Below are 18,903 nucleotides of genomic sequence, written 5' to 3'. Positions count from 1 at the left end.
TTGCCCCATGCACTTATACCTTCACATTCCTTTTTGCAAACAAGCCTGCCATTATTGCGATTTTCATTTCAGTACCCAACTGAAGTCAAAAGCGGAGATGGTGGCGGCTATTTGTCAAGAAATAGCGTTACAACAAGACTATTTACCAACGCGAACGCTCGAAACCATCTACTTTGGGGGAGGAACGCCTTCTATCTTGACCCAAAATGAATTGGAACAAATCATCGAAACCATTCACCGTTTTTTTAAAGTAGAACCAGGGGCTGAAATTACCCTTGAAGCCAATCCCGACGATTTAACCTCTGAAAAACTGCGTGCGTTGAAACCGTTTGTGAACCGTTTAAGCATTGGTTTACAGTCATTTTATGAACCTTATCTGCGTTTTATGAATCGGGCGCACAACGCGCAAGAGTCGGAGCAATGTGTGCAACTGGCCCAAGACCACGGATTTGATAACCTGACGATTGACCTGATTTATGGCATGAGCCAAGCACATTTGGGGATGGTTCCAACGATCAGTGATGAGCAACTCTGGCAGCAAGACCTCGACAAAGCAATGGCGCTCGGAACGCCGCATATTTCGGCCTACAACCTGACGATTGAGCCCCAAACGGCGTTGGGAAATTGGCTCAAAAAAGGAAAAATAAAACCCGTTGACGAGGAGCTGTCAGCGCGGCATTTTGAGCAAATGGTACGCTCGTTGACGCAGGCTGGGTACGAGCAATACGAAATTTCCAACTTTGCTAAAAATGGCCAATATGCCCGTCACAACAGCAGCTACTGGAAGCGGCGGCCTTACTTGGGCGTTGGGCCAAGCGCGCATTCATTCAATGGCATTTCTCGCCAATACAACGTGTCTAATAATGCCCTGTATCTTCGTGGTATTCAGGGAAAAAAGCCTGTATTTGAATTAGAAGAATTGTCAGTTTTTGATCAAGTAAATGACTATATTTTGACGAGCCTGAGAACGATTTGGGGCTGTGATTTAGCGGTGATTCGGGACATAGCCAACATTGATTTGCTGGAAGAACAAAAAGCGTACGTAGAAAAATTTCTTGAAAAAAATTGGGTAGAAGTACGAAACAATGTGCTGTATCTCACAGAGAAAGGGAAATTATTTGCCGACCGAATTTCCTCAGATTTATTTTTAGTTTGAACAATTGGATTCCTTTTTCGATTTTTGTTACATTTAGTCAGTCACACTATTTTGATAACCCTTTTCTAGTCTTCTATGGCTGTTAACCGAATTCGTCCCAATACCCCTGCATCTGCACCCTTGCCCAAAACAAAAAGCTGGAAGTCTATTCTAACGCGTTTTGTGCTAAAGAGCATACTGTATTTTCTGGTGGGGTCGGTGATTTGGGTGACAGTGCTCAAGTTTGTACCCGTTTGGTTTACGCCATTCATGCTGGTACGAAAAGTGGAAGCCATTGCGGATGGTCGCAGTAGTAAAATTTATTCGGATTGGACTTCCATTGATGACATGTCGAAAGAAGCGCCTTTGTCGGTAGTAGCTTCCGAAGACCAGCTTTTTCCCGAACATTGGGGCTTTGATTTCAAAGCCATGGGCAACGCATTTCAATACAATTTGAAGGGAAAAAAAATCAGAGGAGCAAGCACCATTTCGCAACAAGTAGCCAAAAATGTCTTCTTATGGCAAGGCCGCAGTTACGTTCGAAAAGCCTTAGAAGTATATTTTACACTTTTAATTGAGGTAATCTGGGGAAAAGAACGTATCTTAGAGGTATATCTTAACGTAGCTGAGACAGGCAATATGACTTTTGGGTATGAAGCCGCCGCTCAACGCTTTTTCCAAAAATCGTCGGCAAACCTAACTCGTATAGAAGCAGCGCGCATTGCAGCCGTATTGCCAAGTCCTTTACGTTTTTCCATTAAAAACCCGTCGAGTTATACGCTGAGACGTACACAGCAAATAGCTCGCCAAATGCGAATGTTGGGCCGAGATTATACCGCAAAACTGTAAGAATATGCTTATATTATAAGGTAAAAGTGCTCGAAAGTGGCTCATTATGTGTGTGTTAGCTTGTTTTTGTATCGGTAGAAAAGTATATTCTACTAGATATATCAACTTTTGGCATAATTATTGCCTATAAAATTATACTGTACCAATTACCCTACGTAAATTTAATTAATTGATTTTCACAGAGTTATCCTCTTGTGGGTGACAAAACTGTAACATCATTTTAACGAGTATTAACGATGTAGTAGGGGCATGATTCGAAATGTTTTACGCATTATTGGGTGTGCGGTGTTTTGGGCCGCGTGGCTGCTTCATTTTGAAGCACGCGCTCAGGCTGTACCCTGCGGAACTCCCCACGAAAATGCGGCAGAGATTCAAAGCCGAGAAAATCGAGTCATTCAGCTGAAACAAAAGTTTGCCGAACAATATGCGACGGCGGCCATTCAAACAGTTCAGTATATCCCAATTAAAGCGCATGTACTAAGAAGAACAGATGGCACAGGCGGACTCAGCATCGCAGATCTTAACATCGCACTTGCTCAAGTCAATTCATACTACATCAACGTAGGCAGTGGGCTTCAGTTTTACTTCTGTGGTTCTCCCAATTACATCAACAACACTACCCTCTACGATTACGATAACACCGAAGAGTCTGTCCTCTGCAATGCCAACGATGTGACGAATGCTCTAAACGTTTATTTCCCCAATACCATACAGTTTGGCAGTTTGGCAGTATCAGGATATGCGTACTTCCCGAGTACGTTGGCAAGCACCAATCGACTTTTTGTCCAAGCCAGTAATGCCACCGATTTGCGAACGTTTACGCACGAGTTAGGCCATTATTTTAATTTGTTACACACGTTCCAAGGAAGCACAGACCCCAATTTAGCCAACCGTGAATTGGTTCAGGGAGGCAACTGCGCAACAAAAGGAGATTTGGTTTGTGATACCCCTGCCGATCCTTACGGACGAGATTCGGTGAGCTTGCTCGGCTGTAGTTACACAGGAACGGCACGAGATCCCCAAAATCAGTTGTACAATCCCTCGCTTTCCAACATCATGTCGTACTATCCAATTGCGTGCGGAAATACTTTTACGGCAGGGCAAATGAACCGAATCAGCGGAGGGGTTTTGTTACGAACTGACGGCGCAAACCAGTATTCGCTCACTTGCGGCTCGACCGTCACGGGAGCTAACGTACCAAGCAACTTGGCAGGAACACTGGGGCCATCGGGGGTAACGCTGACCTTTACCGATAATTCATCCAATGAGTCAGGGTTTATTATTGAGCGTTCAACGACCTCTGCCACGGCGGGCTTTGTGCCTATTGGTGGCATAGCCCCCAACGTTACGACCTACCTAGACCAAACAACCACCGCGTTTACGACTTATTATTACCGCGTAAAGGCGTCCAACTCTTCGACCGACTATAGTGCTGTGTTTATCATCACTACTGGGCTCAACTATTGTACTCCAACCTACAGTACCTCATGTTCGACGCTCCAGGTATTGATTGATGATTTTATCTTGAAACAGGGGGCCACAACCATCATTAACAACATCAACTCTAATTGTTCGGCAGGTAATTTTGGAGATTATACATCTACGCCTTACAACGTAACCGCAGGTAGCACATACACGTTTACGGCAAGGGCTACTTCAGGTGGGGTTGGTACTTATTTTGACCAACACATTACCATATGGCTTGACTATGACCAAGATGGAGTTTTTGAGGCGTCCGAGAAGGTGTATCAAAGTACGGATATTTCTTCGACAAGGATGAATCCTACGGCGACCAACTCTTTTACCATTCCAGTGACGGCAAGCGGAATGGTACGAATGCGGGTACGGTCAAGTTATAACTCGGGGTCGGGTAGTGCAGTCACCGATCCTTGCATTAACCTAAATTATGGAGAAGCTGAAGATTATAGCTTAATTGTCTCAGGGGCGTCGCCACCTTCTATTACAACGGGTAGCGTCACGCCGAGTACCGTATGTGCTGGTCAAAGCATCAGTGTTAGTTTCACAACGGCCAATTTAACCTCTACTTCGTACGTCGTTCAGTTGTCGGATGCGGCTGGAAATAATTTTGTTGATATTCCAACAACGGGAACAAGTAGTCCATTGACCGCGACCATTCCTGCTGGAACGTTAAGTGGAACAGGCTACAGAGTTCGCGTCAATTCTGTTTCGCCGAGCGTAACGGGTTCAAACAGCGCAACTTTTACCATCAATAGCATTCCAAGCGCCCCCGCCGCAACTACACCGATTAATTATTGCCAAAACCAAACGGCGGTAGCGCTGACGGCCACGGGAAGTAATTTGTTGTGGTACACCGCAGCGACGGGCGGGCCAGGCAACGCGACAGCCCCGATTCCTTCTACCACGACAGTTGGTACTACCAGTCATTGGGTGTCTCAAACGGTAAGTGGCTGCCAAAGTAGTCGCACAAAAATTGACGTCATTGTCACGGCCACGCCAAGCGCTCCTGCCGCGACAACGACGATTAATTATTGTCAAAACCAAACGGCGGTAGCACTGACGGCCACGGGCAGTAATTTATTGTGGTACACCGCCGCGACGGGTGGGTCAGGAAATTCAACTGCGCCAACCCCATCAACGACGTCAGCCGGTACCACTAGTTATTGGGTATCTCAAACGGTAAGTAGTTGCGAAAGTAGTCGTACAAAAATTGATGTTATTGTCACGGCTACGCCAAGTGCTCCTGCCGCGACAACGACGATTAATTATTGCCAAAATCAAACGGCGGTAGCGCTGACGGCCACGGGCAATAATTTGCTGTGGTACACCGCCGCGACGGGCGGGCCAGGAAATTCAACTGCGCCAACCCCATCAACGACGACAGCGGGCACCACCAGTTATTGGGTGTCTCAAACGGTAAGTAGCTGCGAAAGTAGTCGTACAAAAATTGACGTTATTGTCACGGCCACGCCAAGCGCTCCTGCCGCGACGACGACGATTAACTATTGCCAAAATCAAACGGCGGTAGCGCTGACGGCCACGGGTAGTAATTTGCTGTGGTACACCGCCGCGACGGGTGGGTCAGGCAATTCGACTGCGCCAACCCCATCAACGACGACAGTGGGCACCACCAGTTATTGGGTATCTCAAACGGTAAGTAGCTGCGAAAGTAATCGCACAAAAATTGACGTTATTGTGAGTTCTACTCCACCCCCGCCTTCGGTAACAACTCCTGTGAATTATTGTCAAAACCAAACGGCGGTAGCGCTGACGGCCACGGGCAGTAATTTGCTGTGGTACACCGCAGCGACGGGCGGAACAGGCAACGCCACAGCCCCGACGCCTTCAACGACGACCGCAGGCGGAACCAGTTATTGGGTATCTCAGACATTAGGCAGTTGTGGTAGTAGTACCCGAGCAAAAATTGATGTGAATGTTACGGCTACACCAAGCGCTCCCACCGCGACGACACTGATTAACTATTGCCAAAATCAAACGGCGGTAGCATTGACAGCCACGGGCAGTAATTTGCTGTGGTACACCGCAGCGACGGGCGGAACAGGCAACGCTACGGCACCGACGCCTTCAACGACAACCGCAGGCATAACCAGTTATTGGGTATCTCAAACGGTAAGTGGTTGCGAAAGTGGCCGTACTAAAATTGATGGGAATGTGACGGCTACGCCTGCTGCTCCTACAGCTACGTCGCCAATTAACTATACGCAAGGACAAACAGCAAGCCCATTAACCGCTACGGGTACGTCTTTAAAATGGTACACCGTCCCAACGGGAGGAACATCCAATACGACAGCCCCCACACCATCGACGGCAACAGTGGGAGCAACCAACTATTACGTATCCCAAACGGTAAATACGTGTGAAAGCCCACGAGCAACCATCGTTGTTAACGTTATTTCTACGTCAACCTCTGTGGCGTGCCCAACCATAAAAATATACATGGAAGGCGTTTGGGGAAGTACCGAAATGTCAACGACGCTCAACCAACAAGGACTATTGCCTGGCCAAACACCCGTAAGCCCCTTTGGCGTAGCAACTCCTGCTGGTCAGCCTTATAAAACAGCCCCTTGGAATTATTTGGGCACCGAGACGGTAAGTTCGTACGACAGCGATGTGGTAGATTGGGTGCTGATTTCACTACGAACGGATGTAACCAATGCCTCCTCGATGGTCTATCGCACTGCGGGTTTACTCCGTAAAAATGGTAATGTGACCTTGGTAGCGGCTTGTCCTACTTTGTCCACGTCGCAGTCTTATTATGTACTGGTAGAACACCGAACACACGTTGGGGCGGCGTCTCATACACCTGTAGCCATTGCAAGCAATAAAATTACGTACGATTTTACTCAGCAACAGTCCTATATTCCTTCCAATGCACCTGCGTCGGGGCAGATGCAGGTTGGAGCTATTCACTGCTTGTTTGCGGGAGATTCAAACAAATCCTCTTTTTCTGAAATCAATGCCAATGACTCAAGTACGTGGCGCTTGGACAACGGGAAATTTGCACGCTATTTACTGACTGATTATAATTTAGATGGAGAAGTAAATGCCAATGACGACATTCTTTGGCGGAAAAACAACGGAAAATTTTCAGGCGTAAGTTTCTAAACCGGCATATTAATTGCGCAATATAAGTGGCAGGCTGTTAAGGGCTTTAACAAAAATCGAACCAATTATTCGGAAAATATGAAAAAGTTTAATCTTCTATCTTTTTTAGTTGTCGGGGCGCTATTGATGAGTGCAACTTTTGCCAAGGCCCAAGGACGTTATGAAGTGAGGCTTGTTCCAGGGAGTTATAACTGCGCCAAAGATTCGGTGACGATGTGCGTAGAAATCCGTTCTACTTCTGCCGACAGTGCCTTTGTGATGGGAAATGCCAATATTTTGTTGACGTATCCCACAAACCAGTTGAGTAACCCCGTTTACAGAAGTCGGGGAGTATTTAGTGGAGGAACCTATTCGTTGCTTGGAATGACCCGGACGCCAGGAGATCCCACCAGTGCATTAAGTATTAACATCGTAAATAACGGGGTGAATGGAGAAGGAACAACGGTGGATACCAATTGGAAAACGGTGGCGTGTTTGGCATTTAGTACCGCAGGAAATACCAGCAAATGTTATAGTATTTCGGTGAGTTCAAGCAATCCGTCAACGGTCGTGACAATGGCATATCCTGATCCTGCTGATCCACAAAACAATATGTCGTTGACAAGACAAGTGTCGCAAGGAGCGTTGACGCCTATCACTAACCAATGCCCAGCTACGCCTACTGTGTTGTTGTCGGGAGGAGGAACAATTCCAGCGGGAGGAAGCTCTACTTTGACTGTTGCATCTCAAAATAGCGTATTACCAGCGACGGTAGCGTTAAACGGTGGAATTTCAGTAACACTGACACAACAAGAGCCTAGCAAGACCGTAACAGTCACTCCAACCAATACAACGACTTACACGGTACAAAGTGTTACAGGTAGTTGTGGGGCTGGTACAGGGCAAGGCACAGCGACTGTCACGATTCAAAGTACTGGCACCGACTGCTCAAATGTTAAGTGTGTACCCATAACTTTCCGAATTATTAACTAGGGAAGTTTTTAAAAATCTCTAATAGATAGGTGGCTGCTTTAATAGGCAGCCATTTTTCGTTTTCTACCTGTGCCTCCATCTCGCGAAGTTGCTGGAGAACTTTGGGGTGCTGATAAAACTGCTCTTCTAAGGCATAGCGAATGAGGCTGTGCATCCATTCAAGGCTTTGCTGCTGACGATTTCGGTGGAAAAAACCGTTTTGTTGTACCTGCTGCGTAAATTCCTTAATCATCGTCCAAATAGCATCCAAGCCCCTATTTTCGAGGGCTGAACAGGTTTTTACCTGTGGATACCATCCATTTTCGGTGGGGGGAAACAAGTGAAGTGCATTTTGGTATTCAACTACTGCTCTTTGGGTAGCAGGCTGATTGGTGCCGTCGGCTTTGGTGATGACAACGGCATCGGCCATTTCCATAATTCCTTTTTTGATGCCTTGAAGTTCATCACCTGCGCCCGCCAGCATCAACAAGAGGAAAAAATCAACCATGCCTTTGACCAAAGTTTCCGATTGGCCCACGCCCACGGTTTCGATAAAAATTACTTCAAAGCCAGCAGCTTCGCACAAGAGCATCGTTTCGCGGGTTTTGTTGGCAACTCCCCCCAGCGAACCACTTGAAGGAGAAGGGCGAATGTAGGCCAAAGGGTCGTGGGAAAGCTCCTCCATGCGGGTTTTATCGCCCATGATACTTCCCTTGGAGCGTTGGCTGGTGGGGTCAATGGCCAAAACCGCTAGTCGTTTGCCAAGACCCGTTATTTTTTTTCCAAAAGCTTCAATAAACGTGCTTTTTCCAACACCTGGCACCCCCGTAATCCCAATGCGAACAGAACGCCCAGTATGCGGTAAAATGAGCTCTAAAACTTGCTGCGCTAGTTCTTTGTCGGAAGGAAGCTGACTTTCGATGAGGGTAATGGCACGACTTAAAACCATTCGGTTGCCCGAAAGAACGCCTTCAACATAAGCCTGAACTGAAAGACGATGTCGCAAGGGAGTGACTTTTAGTTAGTGATGAGAACCTAAAAAAGCCTCTGCCCAAAGGATATCTTCGGGCGTTGTGATTTTAATATTTTCGTAGGCACCGTCGATGAGGGTCACTTCACGGCCCGCAAAGTTGAGCACGCTGGCACAGTCGGTAAAGAAAGGCTGCTCGGGAGCGTCAAATGCTGGTCGCATCCAGTCGAGTCGGAAAGTTTGGGGCGTTTGAACGAGCTGGTAAGAAGCGCGCTCGGCTGATTGGTTGCTGCCGTCTTCGGCCACAAATCGGAGAGAATCTTTGAGCGGAACGCTCGTTACGGCAGCGCCTTTTTCGGCGGCAACCTCAAATCCTTTGGCAATGATTTCGGGGGTAACAAACGGACGAACTCCGTCATGAACAGCGACGAGTCCTTCTTTTGTGCTGATGCGTTGAAGTCCGTTTTTGACCGATTGGAAACGGGTACCACCGCCAGTAACGGTGACAATCGGAGGGTAAAATTCGTGCTTGTCGCAGAGGGCGTACCAAGCTTGCATTTCGCTGGCTGGGAGAACCAGAATGAGCTGCAAAGAGAAATCATACGAAAGAAATTTCTCAATGGTGTGCATTAAAATGGGTTTTCCGCCAATTTCAATAAATTGCTTTGGCATCTTTTTCCCCATGCGTGTTCCGCTTCCCCCAGCGACGATAATGGCAAATTTTGTCATTTGCTTAGATGATCAGCATGGCGTCACCGTAGCTGAAAAATTTGTATTTTTCTTTGATAGCGACATCGTAAGCTTCCATGATTAGCTCATGCCCACCAAATGCACAAGTCATCATCAATAGAATTGACTCAGGCAAGTGGAAGTTGGTCAATAGCGCGTTTGAAATCTTGAAATCGTATGGAGGGAAAATAAATTTATCCGTCCATCCCACAAATGGCTTAACGCGATTGTTGGCTGATACCGAAGATTCAAGGGCCTTGAGAGAAGTGGTTCCAATGGCACACACTTTCTTTTTGTTGTCCAATGCGTTGTTGATAATCGCTGTACTAGGCTCAGAAATGGCATAATTTTCTGAGTCGGTTTTGTGCTTTGTCAAATCTTCTACATCCACTTGGCGGAAAGTACCCACGCCCACGTGCAAGGTGATAGGAGCGAAATTAATCCCCTTGATTTCCATGCGGCGCTGAATCACCTTTGTAAAGTGCATTCCAGCGGTAGGGGCAGCTACGGCACCTACGTGTTGGGCAAAGATGGTTTGATAACGCTCACGGTCGGCATCTTCTACCTTGCGCTTGATGTCGCGCGGCAGGGGAGTTTCGCCTAGTTCGTCGATGGCGCGCATGAGCTCGTCGTGGTTGCCATCATACAAGAAACGAATTGTACGGCCGCGCGAAGTAGTGTTGTCAATGACTTCTGCTACCAAATCGCTATCGCCAAAATACAATTTGTTCCCTACCCGAATTTTACGTGCGGGATCCACCAATACGTCCCAAAGGCGCATTTCGCGGTTAAGCTCACGCAACAGAAATACCTCGATTTTAGCACCTGTTTTTTCCTTTTGTCCGTACAAACGAGCAGGGAAAACTTTGGTATCGTTGACAACCATCACGTCGCCTTCGCTGAAGTAATCTATAATTTCGGAAAATTTTTTATGTTCAATTTTCTTAGTTTGACGATTTACCACCATTAAGCGGGAGTCGCCACGATCGGCTGGATAGAGCGCAACAAGGCTCTGAGGAAGGTCAAACTTGAACTCGGACAGTTTCATATATCTTTCTTATCTAAAAGACACCTCAAAAAATTAAGACCGCAAAAGTACTAATAAATAAGCGATTTTCAGTTACTTTGGTGCTTTTTTTTAGATACACCCCTTCCTCAGAGGTTTTCTGAATTGACTGGGCGCTTTAAGGAACGAGTGTCAAAGGAAAAGTAACGTTGGCGTCGTCGCTACCAGGAGTAACAGTACCATTTTTGACGGGTTGACCATTGACTGGCGGTTGGTGGCGAAGCTGTACTTTGATCGTACCTGTGCTGGCTGTTCCTGTGACCAATGTCCCTGCCAATCCAATGGGTAGGCTGCGGCTGTCTTTATCAGTAGCGGTATAAGTAAATAAGCTAGACGCACTAGGGGTTACTACGACTAAGTGCTCATCTGCTTCTTCCAAAATCTCGCTATTAATGCTTTCTGCTGGAGATACACTTTCATTTAAAAATTCTACCTCAAGTTTGTAAGTGCGGCTTGGGCGTAAAGAAATAGCGCTGATGGTAGGGGCAGCACCACCGTCGCCGTCCAAATCTTTCCACTCAAAAGTTTGAGTTGTGGTCGTTCCATTTTCGGTAAATTTCAACCGTACGGTGGTAATTAACTCGTTTTCGTCCTCGGGAGCGGGCTCTTCTTTTTTGCAACTTCCAAGGGTTACAACTAAACCTAACAAAATGATGAGTCGGGTGTGAAAAAGTGACATAGTTTGATGGATATGTTGAATGAAAAATTATAAGACGGGGAATGGGTCAAAAAAACGTTCGTTGGCTTCCATTTTCTTGATTTCTGCTTCGGTACAAAGGCAGGCAATGAGTTCTTGCTCAATGGCTTTGGGGTTTAAATCTTGCCCAATAATCACAAGTTCGTTTTGACGGTCGCCAAAACGCTTATCCCATTTACTTTCGATGAGCTTTTGATTTGAAACGTAAGCCGAATACCGAATTCGCTGGTTAAAAGGCATGCTGCACCACCAAACTCCCGCGCTTTCGGCGCGGAGGGAGCCGCCTGCTTGGCTCCAGTTGATGGCTTCGTCGGGGCGAGAAGCTAACCAAAAAAGTCCTTTGCTGCGGATAATACCTGCGTGCCAATCGTTGGAAAGGTAGTTCCAAAAGCGCTCAGGATGGAAAGGACGCTTGTCTCGAAATACAAACGAACTGATGCCGTACTCTTCGGTTTCGGGGGTGTGGCCTTTGCCCGAGGCAGTGTTTTGTAATTCTTGAATCCAGCCTGCTGATTGCTCGGCTTTGCCATAGTCAAAGAGGCCCGTATTGAGAATCGTGGAAGGAGGCACTTTGCCAAAAGTCGTTGGAATGATTTTCGCAACAGGGTTCAAGGACTTGATGATAGCGGTCAACTCTTGCAGTTGTAGTTTACTAATCAAATCCGTTTTGTTCAATAAAATGATGTCGGCAAACTCAATTTGGTCGGTCAACAAGTTGACAATCGTCCGATAATCTTGTGGGTCTTCACTGAGTTTGCGTGTTTGAAGGGTGTCCACCGAACCAAAATCTTTGGAAAAATTGAAGGCATCCACCACCGTGACCATGCTGTCGATTTGTGCCCATTTAGACAAATCAATGCCGTTTTCTTCGTCCACAAACGTGAAAGTTTGCGCCACGGGAACAGGCTCAGAAATGCCTGTACTTTCAATGAGTAGGTAGTCAAAACGGTTTTCTTGGGCCAGTCGCTCTACTTCTACCATTAAATCTTCCCTGAGCGTGCAACAAATACAGCCATTCGACATCTCAACGAGTTTTTCTTCGGTGCGCGAAAGGGTATTTTCTCGCGCTACCAGCTGTGCGTCAATGTTGACCTCACTCATGTCGTTCACAATGACTGCGACTTTAAGTCCTTCTTTGTTGTGAAGTACGTGGTTGAGCAGGGTGGTTTTTCCTGCCCCCAAAAAACCTGACAACACGGTCACGGGCAATTTTTTCTGTATCATTAAAGCGAGTTTTTGCAATAGTGTTGCAAATGTAGTCAAACTTTTATTTGCATCAATGTTGCAATTAACTTTTAGGCAGAATTTTTTGTGGAGGACTTAAAACGTATAGCGAAGTTTCAGGGAGACATTGCGGCCTTGTTCGGTTGCAAAGTAACGAAACCGATTGAGGTAATCGCGGTACGAAGTATTAAGGACGTTTTGAACTGCAAAAGTCCAATGTAATTGCGATAATTCCTTGAGCGACAGCATCCCACCAATGTTTATATTCCACAAATGGTAAGCCGAGGGCGGTTCCATAAAATCACTGTTAGGCGGTACGCGGCGCTGTTTGTCCACCCAAAGGTGACTGAGCATCAGATAGGTATCTTTGGAAGAAAACACTTTCCCAACGCTCCAACGCAGTTCGTTTTCGATGCGATTGGCTGGGATAAACACCAAATAACCCTGCTCGCGGCGGTCGTAAGCGCGCAAATAAGAGAGTTTTAAGTTATGGGAAAAACGTTTTGGGATGACATCCCACTGAGTATCAAGGTCAAAACCCGTAAACGTAGCGTCGGTTTGGGTGTATTTGAAATAGGGGAACGCGCCACGGATGGTCAAAATGGGTTCGGCTTGGGGTTTTAGGTAAATAAAATCGGAAATTTGGTTGTGATACATTCCCAATTCTCCCTTAAAACGTTGGCTAGTGTATTCCACACTTCCGATGAGGTTGTAAGCTACTTCGGGTCGAAGGGTTTCGTCGCCTTCTTCGTACGAAGCTGCTCCGTGATGAACGCCTTTGCTGTACAATTCATTGGGCGTAGGGGGGCGCCAAGCTGTTCCAAAATTGGCTCGAAACGACAACTTTTCGTCGGGTGTATAAACTACGCCAACGGTACCCGAGCCATTAGTAAATGAGTGATGTCGCGGGTCAGGCGTGGTGCCAACGAAGCGAAAAACATCCAATTGACGCCAATCAAAACGAGCGCCAGCCTCCAATTCCCAGTGTTGAAATACCCAACGTTCTAGCCCAAAAATGCCGATATTGGTTTGCTCAAAATCAGGAATCAGTGGCCGCCCGTCCGTAAAATTGTACTGATACAGTCCACTTAGCCCCAATTGTCCACTCATTTTACCGTTGCCAAGTGGCTTGTGGTCAAGCACAAGGTCGCTGGTAAGGGTAGTGATGCGGAATAGGAGGGCGGGGTTAGTGGACGCTTGCGGGCCGTGCAAGTCATACTCGGCTCGACGGTTAAATTGTCGCCCGACGGTCCAGCTAAGTCGGTTGCCGTTAAAATTATAGAATGCTTTTCCTTTAAGAAGGTTATGGAGAATGAGCTGGTTGGGGCGTTCGATGTTGCGGGTGAAGCCCGTTTTGATAAATGGTTCGCCGTTTTTGATGACGTTCAATAAATCGGACGTACTCCCAATGTGTGAACCCGAAAAAATGCCAATGTTATTAACAAATTGGCTAAAAAATGCTTCAACGCCAAAGCGGCTGCTTCGGTAGCCTGTTGTGGCCGAAAAATTGTTTTCTCGCACGCCCGTATTGGCCATAAAATAGTCGGGAGTGCGGATGTTGCCACCGTTTTTGAGGGTGCCTTGAATACGCCATGTCCAGCCTTTCCACTGAGGTAATCCTCCTTGCAATGTACCTGACACAACCCCAATGCGGCCGTTGGAAAATGCCGCAGCATTCACTTCGCCACTCAGCCGTGGGCTTTTTGGAAGTTCGTCGGGCTCAACTAAAATAACGCCCGCAATGGCGTCAGAGCCGTAGCGAACGCCTGCTGCGCCTTTGACGACGGTTAGGCGTTTGGCAATAAACGGGTCGATTTCGGGCGCGTGTTCTGAGCCCCATTGTTGGCCTTCTTGGCGAATGCCGTTGTTCATAATGACGACCCGATTGCTGTGCAGACCGTGAATGACGGGTTTGCTAATCGATGCCCCAGTTTGGAGGGTTGTGACGCCCGATATTTTTTTGAGTGCATCGCCCAACGTTTCACCACGGGTAAGGTCGAGGGCTTGCCCTTCTAAAAGGCTACTTTTCTGGGAAAGAGGCGTTTGGATGCGTCGAGCAACAATCTCGACGTCCTGAAGGTGAACTTCGTCTTCGCTCAGGTTCAGGTCTTCTTCGGCGCTGTGCTCAAGGACAATAGACGTTTTAATGACTTTGTACCCAACGATGCGGCATTCGAGGGTGTATTTCCCTTGGCAAATTTGGTCGATTTTATAGCGACCCGAAGTGTCCGTTGTGGCAAAAAAGGAAGTTCCTTCGATGCGTAAAATAGCCCCAACGATGGGTTGACGGGTTTCACGGTCTTTGACGACTCCCTTGATGAGGCAGTGGCAATCTTTCGGAGTTTGCGCGTAAGCGGAGTGAAACAACAAAAAAAGAACCCATCCAGCGAAGAATTGAGGCTGCCAACGGCGTTTTGAGCGCGTCGGGTGCAGTGGGAATAGTGGGAAAGGAGGAAGTTCTTTTTTATTCATTTTGGACAAAAGTACTTCATCTGCAACGAAGTTGCAACTGTAAAAAGTTCACTAAAAAACCTGTTGGCGAAATTCTTTCTAAAAAGAAGTTCCAACAGGTTTTAGCTTATTTTTCAGACTCTTCGGTGGTGTCGGCGTCTTTGGGGCGTTCGTAAATGAGTTTGCCCTTATCGTCCCATTCATTCAGTACGACTGCTTCGCCGTCTTCGTACCAGTAGCGAGGGTAGCGGGTTACTTTTTTGCGTTGACGACGGTATTGGTAGTATTCATTCCAAGTTCCGACGGGGAAGTCGTTGTCGTATTGGCCTTTGACCATGAGCTGACCACCGTCATAAAACATCAGGTAATCACCTTTTCGTTTACCAAACTGTACTGGAATTACTTCCCGCACCTTGGTGTGGGCCGAATCATAATAGGTCACTCTGGACTCGGCAGGAAACCCGTGTTTCCATTTGCTTTTGTCTAATAATTTATAATCGCCGTCGTAGCTTTCCCAGCGCCCATCTTTGGTGCCGATGTAATAATTGCCTTCTTCGACCAAATTCCCCGATACGTAGCGTTTGTATGGGCCGTGCAAAATCAGCGCCGCTTCTTTGTCTTTCATCACCGATTTAGTAATGATACGGTTGCGGGTATCGTACCAATACACATCCAGCCCATCGTAAGTACGGGGTTGGCGGTATTCTTTTAAAACGTGAAATTCGATTTGGGTAATACGGTCGCCACTCCCTGTGCTAGAAGTCATTCGGTTGATGGCAAGCCCTTCGTAATCGGTATGGTATTTTTTCTTTTTCTGCCTGCGTGCCTTTTCTTTTTTCTTAATGTCCTTGATTTTGAGGCCAAGGTCGGGCAGCGTTTCACTGAAAAACTCTTTAGCATCGGATGGTTTGACGGATTTTCCTCCGACAGTGGCGCCAACCCCAAGGCTAGGCGTGGCGATGCCTGCTTTTTGGAGCATGCTATCGGCCTGCGCTTTTCGTTCTTTAAGTTGTTGCGATTTGGTTTTACTCGACGAAGGGTTTTGCTCTTGTGCAGCAGCCGTAAATGCCAAACAAAGTGTAACAAATGCAGGAATAAAGCGGAAAGAGGACATACTCGAATGCAAAAACATGGTAATTCTACGTGTTTGATACGAAACTAACGAATCATTTGCCAAAATTATACCAAATTTTAGAACGTTGCGCCGTTGATTTTGTTGTGTGCCCAATTATTCCTCTTGTTTCTGACGTTATGCTTTTAAAATGCGAATCACTTTTTGTCCTGCGTCGCATCTCATTGCACACAAATAAGGGCCTGGCATCCAGTAACTTCCTTCAACAATGGCTGAATAAACTCCTGCGGCCATGTTGCCTTCTTTGATGGTGCCTACTTCACGCCCCATCATGTCGTATAGGCTGATTTTGACGTACATGTCTTTTTTGAGTGAGTACAAAAGGGTGGTGTAGGTTGTGAATGGGTTGGCTCCGCTTTGGTCAAACGTAAATTCTTGGTTGGTCGCCACGTATCCACTCGTTGATTGGCGGAAAATAGGAAGCGTTGAAAAAGTCTTTCCTCCCATAATGCCTTGTACTGTGTTTGTTTCGACGCCGAGGTGGTCTTGCAAAATACTGGCGTAAAGTTGCCGAAAATCGTACTCAAACTTGATGTCGCCGTTGCCGTCGAGGTCACCTAATGCGGGGTTTTTACCCAATACCCCCCCGCGAACGCCTGACCCAATTACAAATAGCGGAGCCGCCGAGCCGTGGTCGGTACCCATGGTGCCATTTTGCGACACCCGTCGGCCAAACTCCGAAAACGTCATGACCACTACTTTGTCGGCCAAGCCGCGTTTTTCCAAGTCTTTTTGGAAAGCAGCCACGGCGTCGGCCACGGTTCGGAGCAGGTTGGCGTGTGTACCAGTGTTGGTGGCATTGGCCACTACTTGGTTGGCGTGGGTATCAAATCCCCCAATCGTCGTAAGATAGACAGGAGTTTGAAGCCCACCGCCAATAAGCTCGCCCACAATTTTGAGCTGACTCGCCAAGTTTGTCGTAGGGTAGGTGTAAAGATTTTTGAGGGACTTGTCCCATTTTTGTTTGATAATGCCCGAGTAAGCCACCGATTGCGTAGCTACTTGCCGCATAAAACGGAGCTCGTCGCCCGCAAGTGTCTCAGGAACAGGCTCGTTATCGATGGTGGTTCCTGAGACTAAGTTATAAAAATTGGTCGGGTTGCTAAACACCACACCCGTTGAACCTAAATCTGTTTGAATCAACAACGACTCTACCGAACCAAGCTGAATGGCCATGGGTTCTTCGGGAATTTGCAGGGGAAATCCTGGGTAAAGTTTGGTGAGGTAGCGCCCAATCCAGCCTTCGTCCCAAAACTCAGCCGCATCAGAGCCTGTCAACCAAATATCAGTAGAACGAAAGTGTGAACGGTTGGGGTTGGCATAACCTACATTTTGAACGAGGGTCAGCTTGCCTTTGTCGTATAAGTCTTTGAAAGCCGCCATTGCAGGGTTGAGCCCCATCTGACTTGTGAGGGGCAACACGTCTTCCTTTTTGATGGCAATGTTGGCGCGCTTGTTATAATACAACGGGTTTTCGTAAGGAACGACGGTATTCAAGCCATCGTTTCCACCTGCGAGTTGGACTAAAACCAAGATTTTTCCGTTGGTTGCTTCCATGTCGATGGCAAACGGATTATGGGCAAAAGCTTTGACGGACATTCCGCCCATTCCAAAAGCGACCCCACCCGACAAAAAGCTTAATTGCTGTAAGAATTCTTTCCGATTCATAAGTTGTTTTCAGGATTGAAGGGGTTACGCAAATTGAAATTCTGGCAAGCGCATAATCGCCTTGAGCAACGCTTTGATTTGGTTTTCGGCGCCAGGGGTGCTAGTGGACCAGTTGGCGAGAATCGTACTGCCCAGTAGGGTCGAGAGCAGCGACTGTTTTTTTGCCGCACTTATGGGAAACTGCAAAAAGAGCCCTACTATATCATCCACCAATTTGGTTGCATCTTCCGACGTTTTGAACGTACGGGCGTAGGAAACAGGCGTATTAATTTGTTTAAATTGGGTAGCTTTGGCATTCCCCATGGTGTTGACGATATAATCAGAAAGGCTGCCTCGGGTGACAAAAGTGGTTGAGCTAATCCAGTCGCGCTGTCCCACCCATCCTTGTACATCTGGGGGGTAAAAAAGTTGCTGTTGAAGTGCTTGCGTTTGCGTATAGATGTAAGGCCAATCGTTGGTCGTATTCACTTGCTCACTGGTCAAGTCAAAGGCTTTGAGTGTGCCAATGGTGACTTCCATGGGGTTTTTAATTTTGGCACCTCGGTATTGAGGATTAAAAAACTCGTCGGAAGTGAGCATGAACTTTAATACGGGGCGTATTTCGTAATTGTTTTTACGAAACACTTCCGCCATTTGTTTAACAAAAGCCTCGTTGGGTTTATAAAACACAAATTCTTTGAACAACTTGCGACAAACGAACTCGGCCGCTTCGGGTTTTTCGAGAATCAAGTCCACCACATCGCCGTGTTTGTAGTTGCCCGTTTTTCCAAAAATTGTTTTATTGGTATTGGCAAAACGGTTTTGGGTAAATACGGCATTGAGCCCGTTTACTTGCCAACCCGTAAAAGCAAGCGCAGCTTGTTTGATGTCGTTTTCGGTATAATTCCCAACGCCAAGCGTAAACAGCTCCATGATTTCGCGGGCGTAGTTTTCGTTGGGAGTGCTGCCATTGCTCAAGCGACCATCCAAATAAATCAACATGGCAGGGTCGATGGAAACGTCTTTGGTTAATTGCCTAAAATTGCCCCAAGCCGAACGCCGAAATAAGTTGTTTTGAATGTACAAATGCTGCGGGTAGTTGACTTTGTCTCGCGCCGAAACGAAGTGATTATGCCAGAAAAGTGTCATTTTTTCTCGCATATTTGTGCCTTCAGATAGCATGAGGTCGTACCACCAGTACGTCATGGCGCGGTAGCGGTCGCCTTCGAGCGAGTTATTGACAGGCGTTTCCGTTACCCAGTCTCCTGGAGATGAAGGAAGCGGTCGGTCGGCCAATAATTCCTTCTCAACAAAGTCGTTGAGCGTTGTATATGATAACGCTTTGTCGAGGTCTTTGCGAGAATAACCAAACAGGCAGCGAGACAGCAGGTGTTTGGCGTTAGAAACATCCCACACTGGCATAGTAGATAGTGATTAGAGGGTACTT

13 protein-coding genes are annotated in these 18,903 nt (G+C 47.0%); 4 read left to right on the top strand and 9 right to left on the bottom strand.

Going from position 1 to position 18,903, the window contains the following annotated elements:
- Nucleotides 1-7 precede the first annotated feature (7 nt).
- The 4 genes from hemW to FHS57_RS13740 all read left to right on the top strand — a co-directional run bounded on the left by hemW (nucleotide 8) and on the right by FHS57_RS13740 (nucleotide 7,561).
- On the top strand, nucleotides 8-1,156 hold the full coding sequence (hemW, locus tag FHS57_RS13755) for a radical SAM family heme chaperone HemW (protein WP_183974510.1): 1,149 nt from the start codon (nucleotides 8-10) through the stop codon (nucleotides 1,154-1,156).
- Between the two features lie 75 nt (nucleotides 1,157-1,231).
- Nucleotides 1,232-1,984, top strand: coding sequence for a monofunctional biosynthetic peptidoglycan transglycosylase (mtgA, locus tag FHS57_RS13750; RefSeq protein ID WP_183974509.1), 753 nt, complete (start codon nucleotides 1,232-1,234; stop codon nucleotides 1,982-1,984).
- Nucleotides 1,985-2,233: 249 nt separating this feature from the next.
- Nucleotides 2,234-6,589, top strand: coding sequence for an Ig-like domain-containing protein (locus tag FHS57_RS13745; protein ID WP_183974508.1), 4,356 nt, complete (start codon nucleotides 2,234-2,236; stop codon nucleotides 6,587-6,589).
- Between the two features lie 78 nt (nucleotides 6,590-6,667).
- Entirely contained in the window at nucleotides 6,668-7,561 is an 894-nt protein-coding gene (locus tag FHS57_RS13740) for a hypothetical protein (protein ID WP_183974507.1), read from the top strand.
- On the opposite strand, the gene meaB is transcribed toward FHS57_RS13740, so the two are convergent.
- The 9 genes from meaB to FHS57_RS13695 all read right to left on the bottom strand — a co-directional run bounded on the left by meaB (nucleotide 7,554) and on the right by FHS57_RS13695 (nucleotide 18,878).
- A complete protein-coding gene (meaB, locus tag FHS57_RS13735) occupies nucleotides 7,554-8,546 on the bottom strand; it encodes a methylmalonyl Co-A mutase-associated GTPase MeaB (RefSeq protein WP_183974506.1) in 993 nt (330 codons plus the stop codon). The genes FHS57_RS13740 and meaB overlap by 8 nt on opposite strands.
- Nucleotides 8,547-8,561: 15 nt before the next feature.
- Complete coding sequence (locus tag FHS57_RS13730; protein WP_183974505.1) at nucleotides 8,562-9,239, bottom strand: 2-C-methyl-D-erythritol 4-phosphate cytidylyltransferase; 678 nt, start codon at nucleotides 9,237-9,239, stop codon at nucleotides 8,562-8,564.
- A 4-nt stretch (nucleotides 9,240-9,243) separates the two neighbouring features.
- Nucleotides 9,244-10,287, bottom strand: a complete 1,044-nt coding sequence (gene queA / locus FHS57_RS13725; RefSeq protein WP_183974504.1) for a tRNA preQ1(34) S-adenosylmethionine ribosyltransferase-isomerase QueA — start codon at nucleotides 10,285-10,287, stop codon at nucleotides 9,244-9,246.
- Nucleotides 10,288-10,423: 136 nt separating this feature from the next.
- Nucleotides 10,424-10,984: a hypothetical protein gene (locus FHS57_RS13720; protein ID WP_183974502.1), complete on the bottom strand. Its 561-nt coding sequence runs from the start codon at nucleotides 10,982-10,984 to the stop codon at nucleotides 10,424-10,426.
- 27 nt (nucleotides 10,985-11,011) lie between these two features.
- On the bottom strand, nucleotides 11,012-12,226 hold the full coding sequence (locus tag FHS57_RS13715) for a GTP-binding protein (RefSeq protein WP_183974500.1): 1,215 nt from the start codon (nucleotides 12,224-12,226) through the stop codon (nucleotides 11,012-11,014).
- 96 nt (nucleotides 12,227-12,322) lie between these two features.
- Nucleotides 12,323-14,698 carry a TonB-dependent receptor gene (locus FHS57_RS13710; RefSeq protein ID WP_183974498.1) on the bottom strand — a complete coding sequence of 792 codons (2,376 nt, stop codon included), beginning with the start codon at nucleotides 14,696-14,698 and terminating at the stop codon, nucleotides 12,323-12,325.
- A 106-nt stretch (nucleotides 14,699-14,804) separates the two neighbouring features.
- Nucleotides 14,805-15,809, bottom strand: coding sequence for a toxin-antitoxin system YwqK family antitoxin (locus tag FHS57_RS13705; protein ID WP_229601344.1), 1,005 nt, complete (start codon nucleotides 15,807-15,809; stop codon nucleotides 14,805-14,807).
- A 117-nt stretch (nucleotides 15,810-15,926) separates the two neighbouring features.
- Entirely contained in the window at nucleotides 15,927-17,477 is a 1,551-nt protein-coding gene (locus FHS57_RS13700; protein WP_183974496.1) for a DUF1501 domain-containing protein, read from the bottom strand.
- Nucleotides 17,478-17,501: 24 nt separating this feature from the next.
- On the bottom strand, nucleotides 17,502-18,878 hold the full coding sequence (locus FHS57_RS13695; RefSeq protein ID WP_183974494.1) for a DUF1800 domain-containing protein: 1,377 nt from the start codon (nucleotides 18,876-18,878) through the stop codon (nucleotides 17,502-17,504).
- Between the last annotated feature and the right edge of the window lie 25 nt (nucleotides 18,879-18,903).

Source organism: Runella defluvii, assembly GCF_014195535.1.
In the GTDB taxonomy this organism is placed as follows: domain Bacteria; phylum Bacteroidota; class Bacteroidia; order Cytophagales; family Spirosomataceae; genus Runella; species Runella defluvii.
Note: the sequence above shows the minus strand (reverse complement) of the source record. Positions and strands in the feature narration are given on the sequence as shown.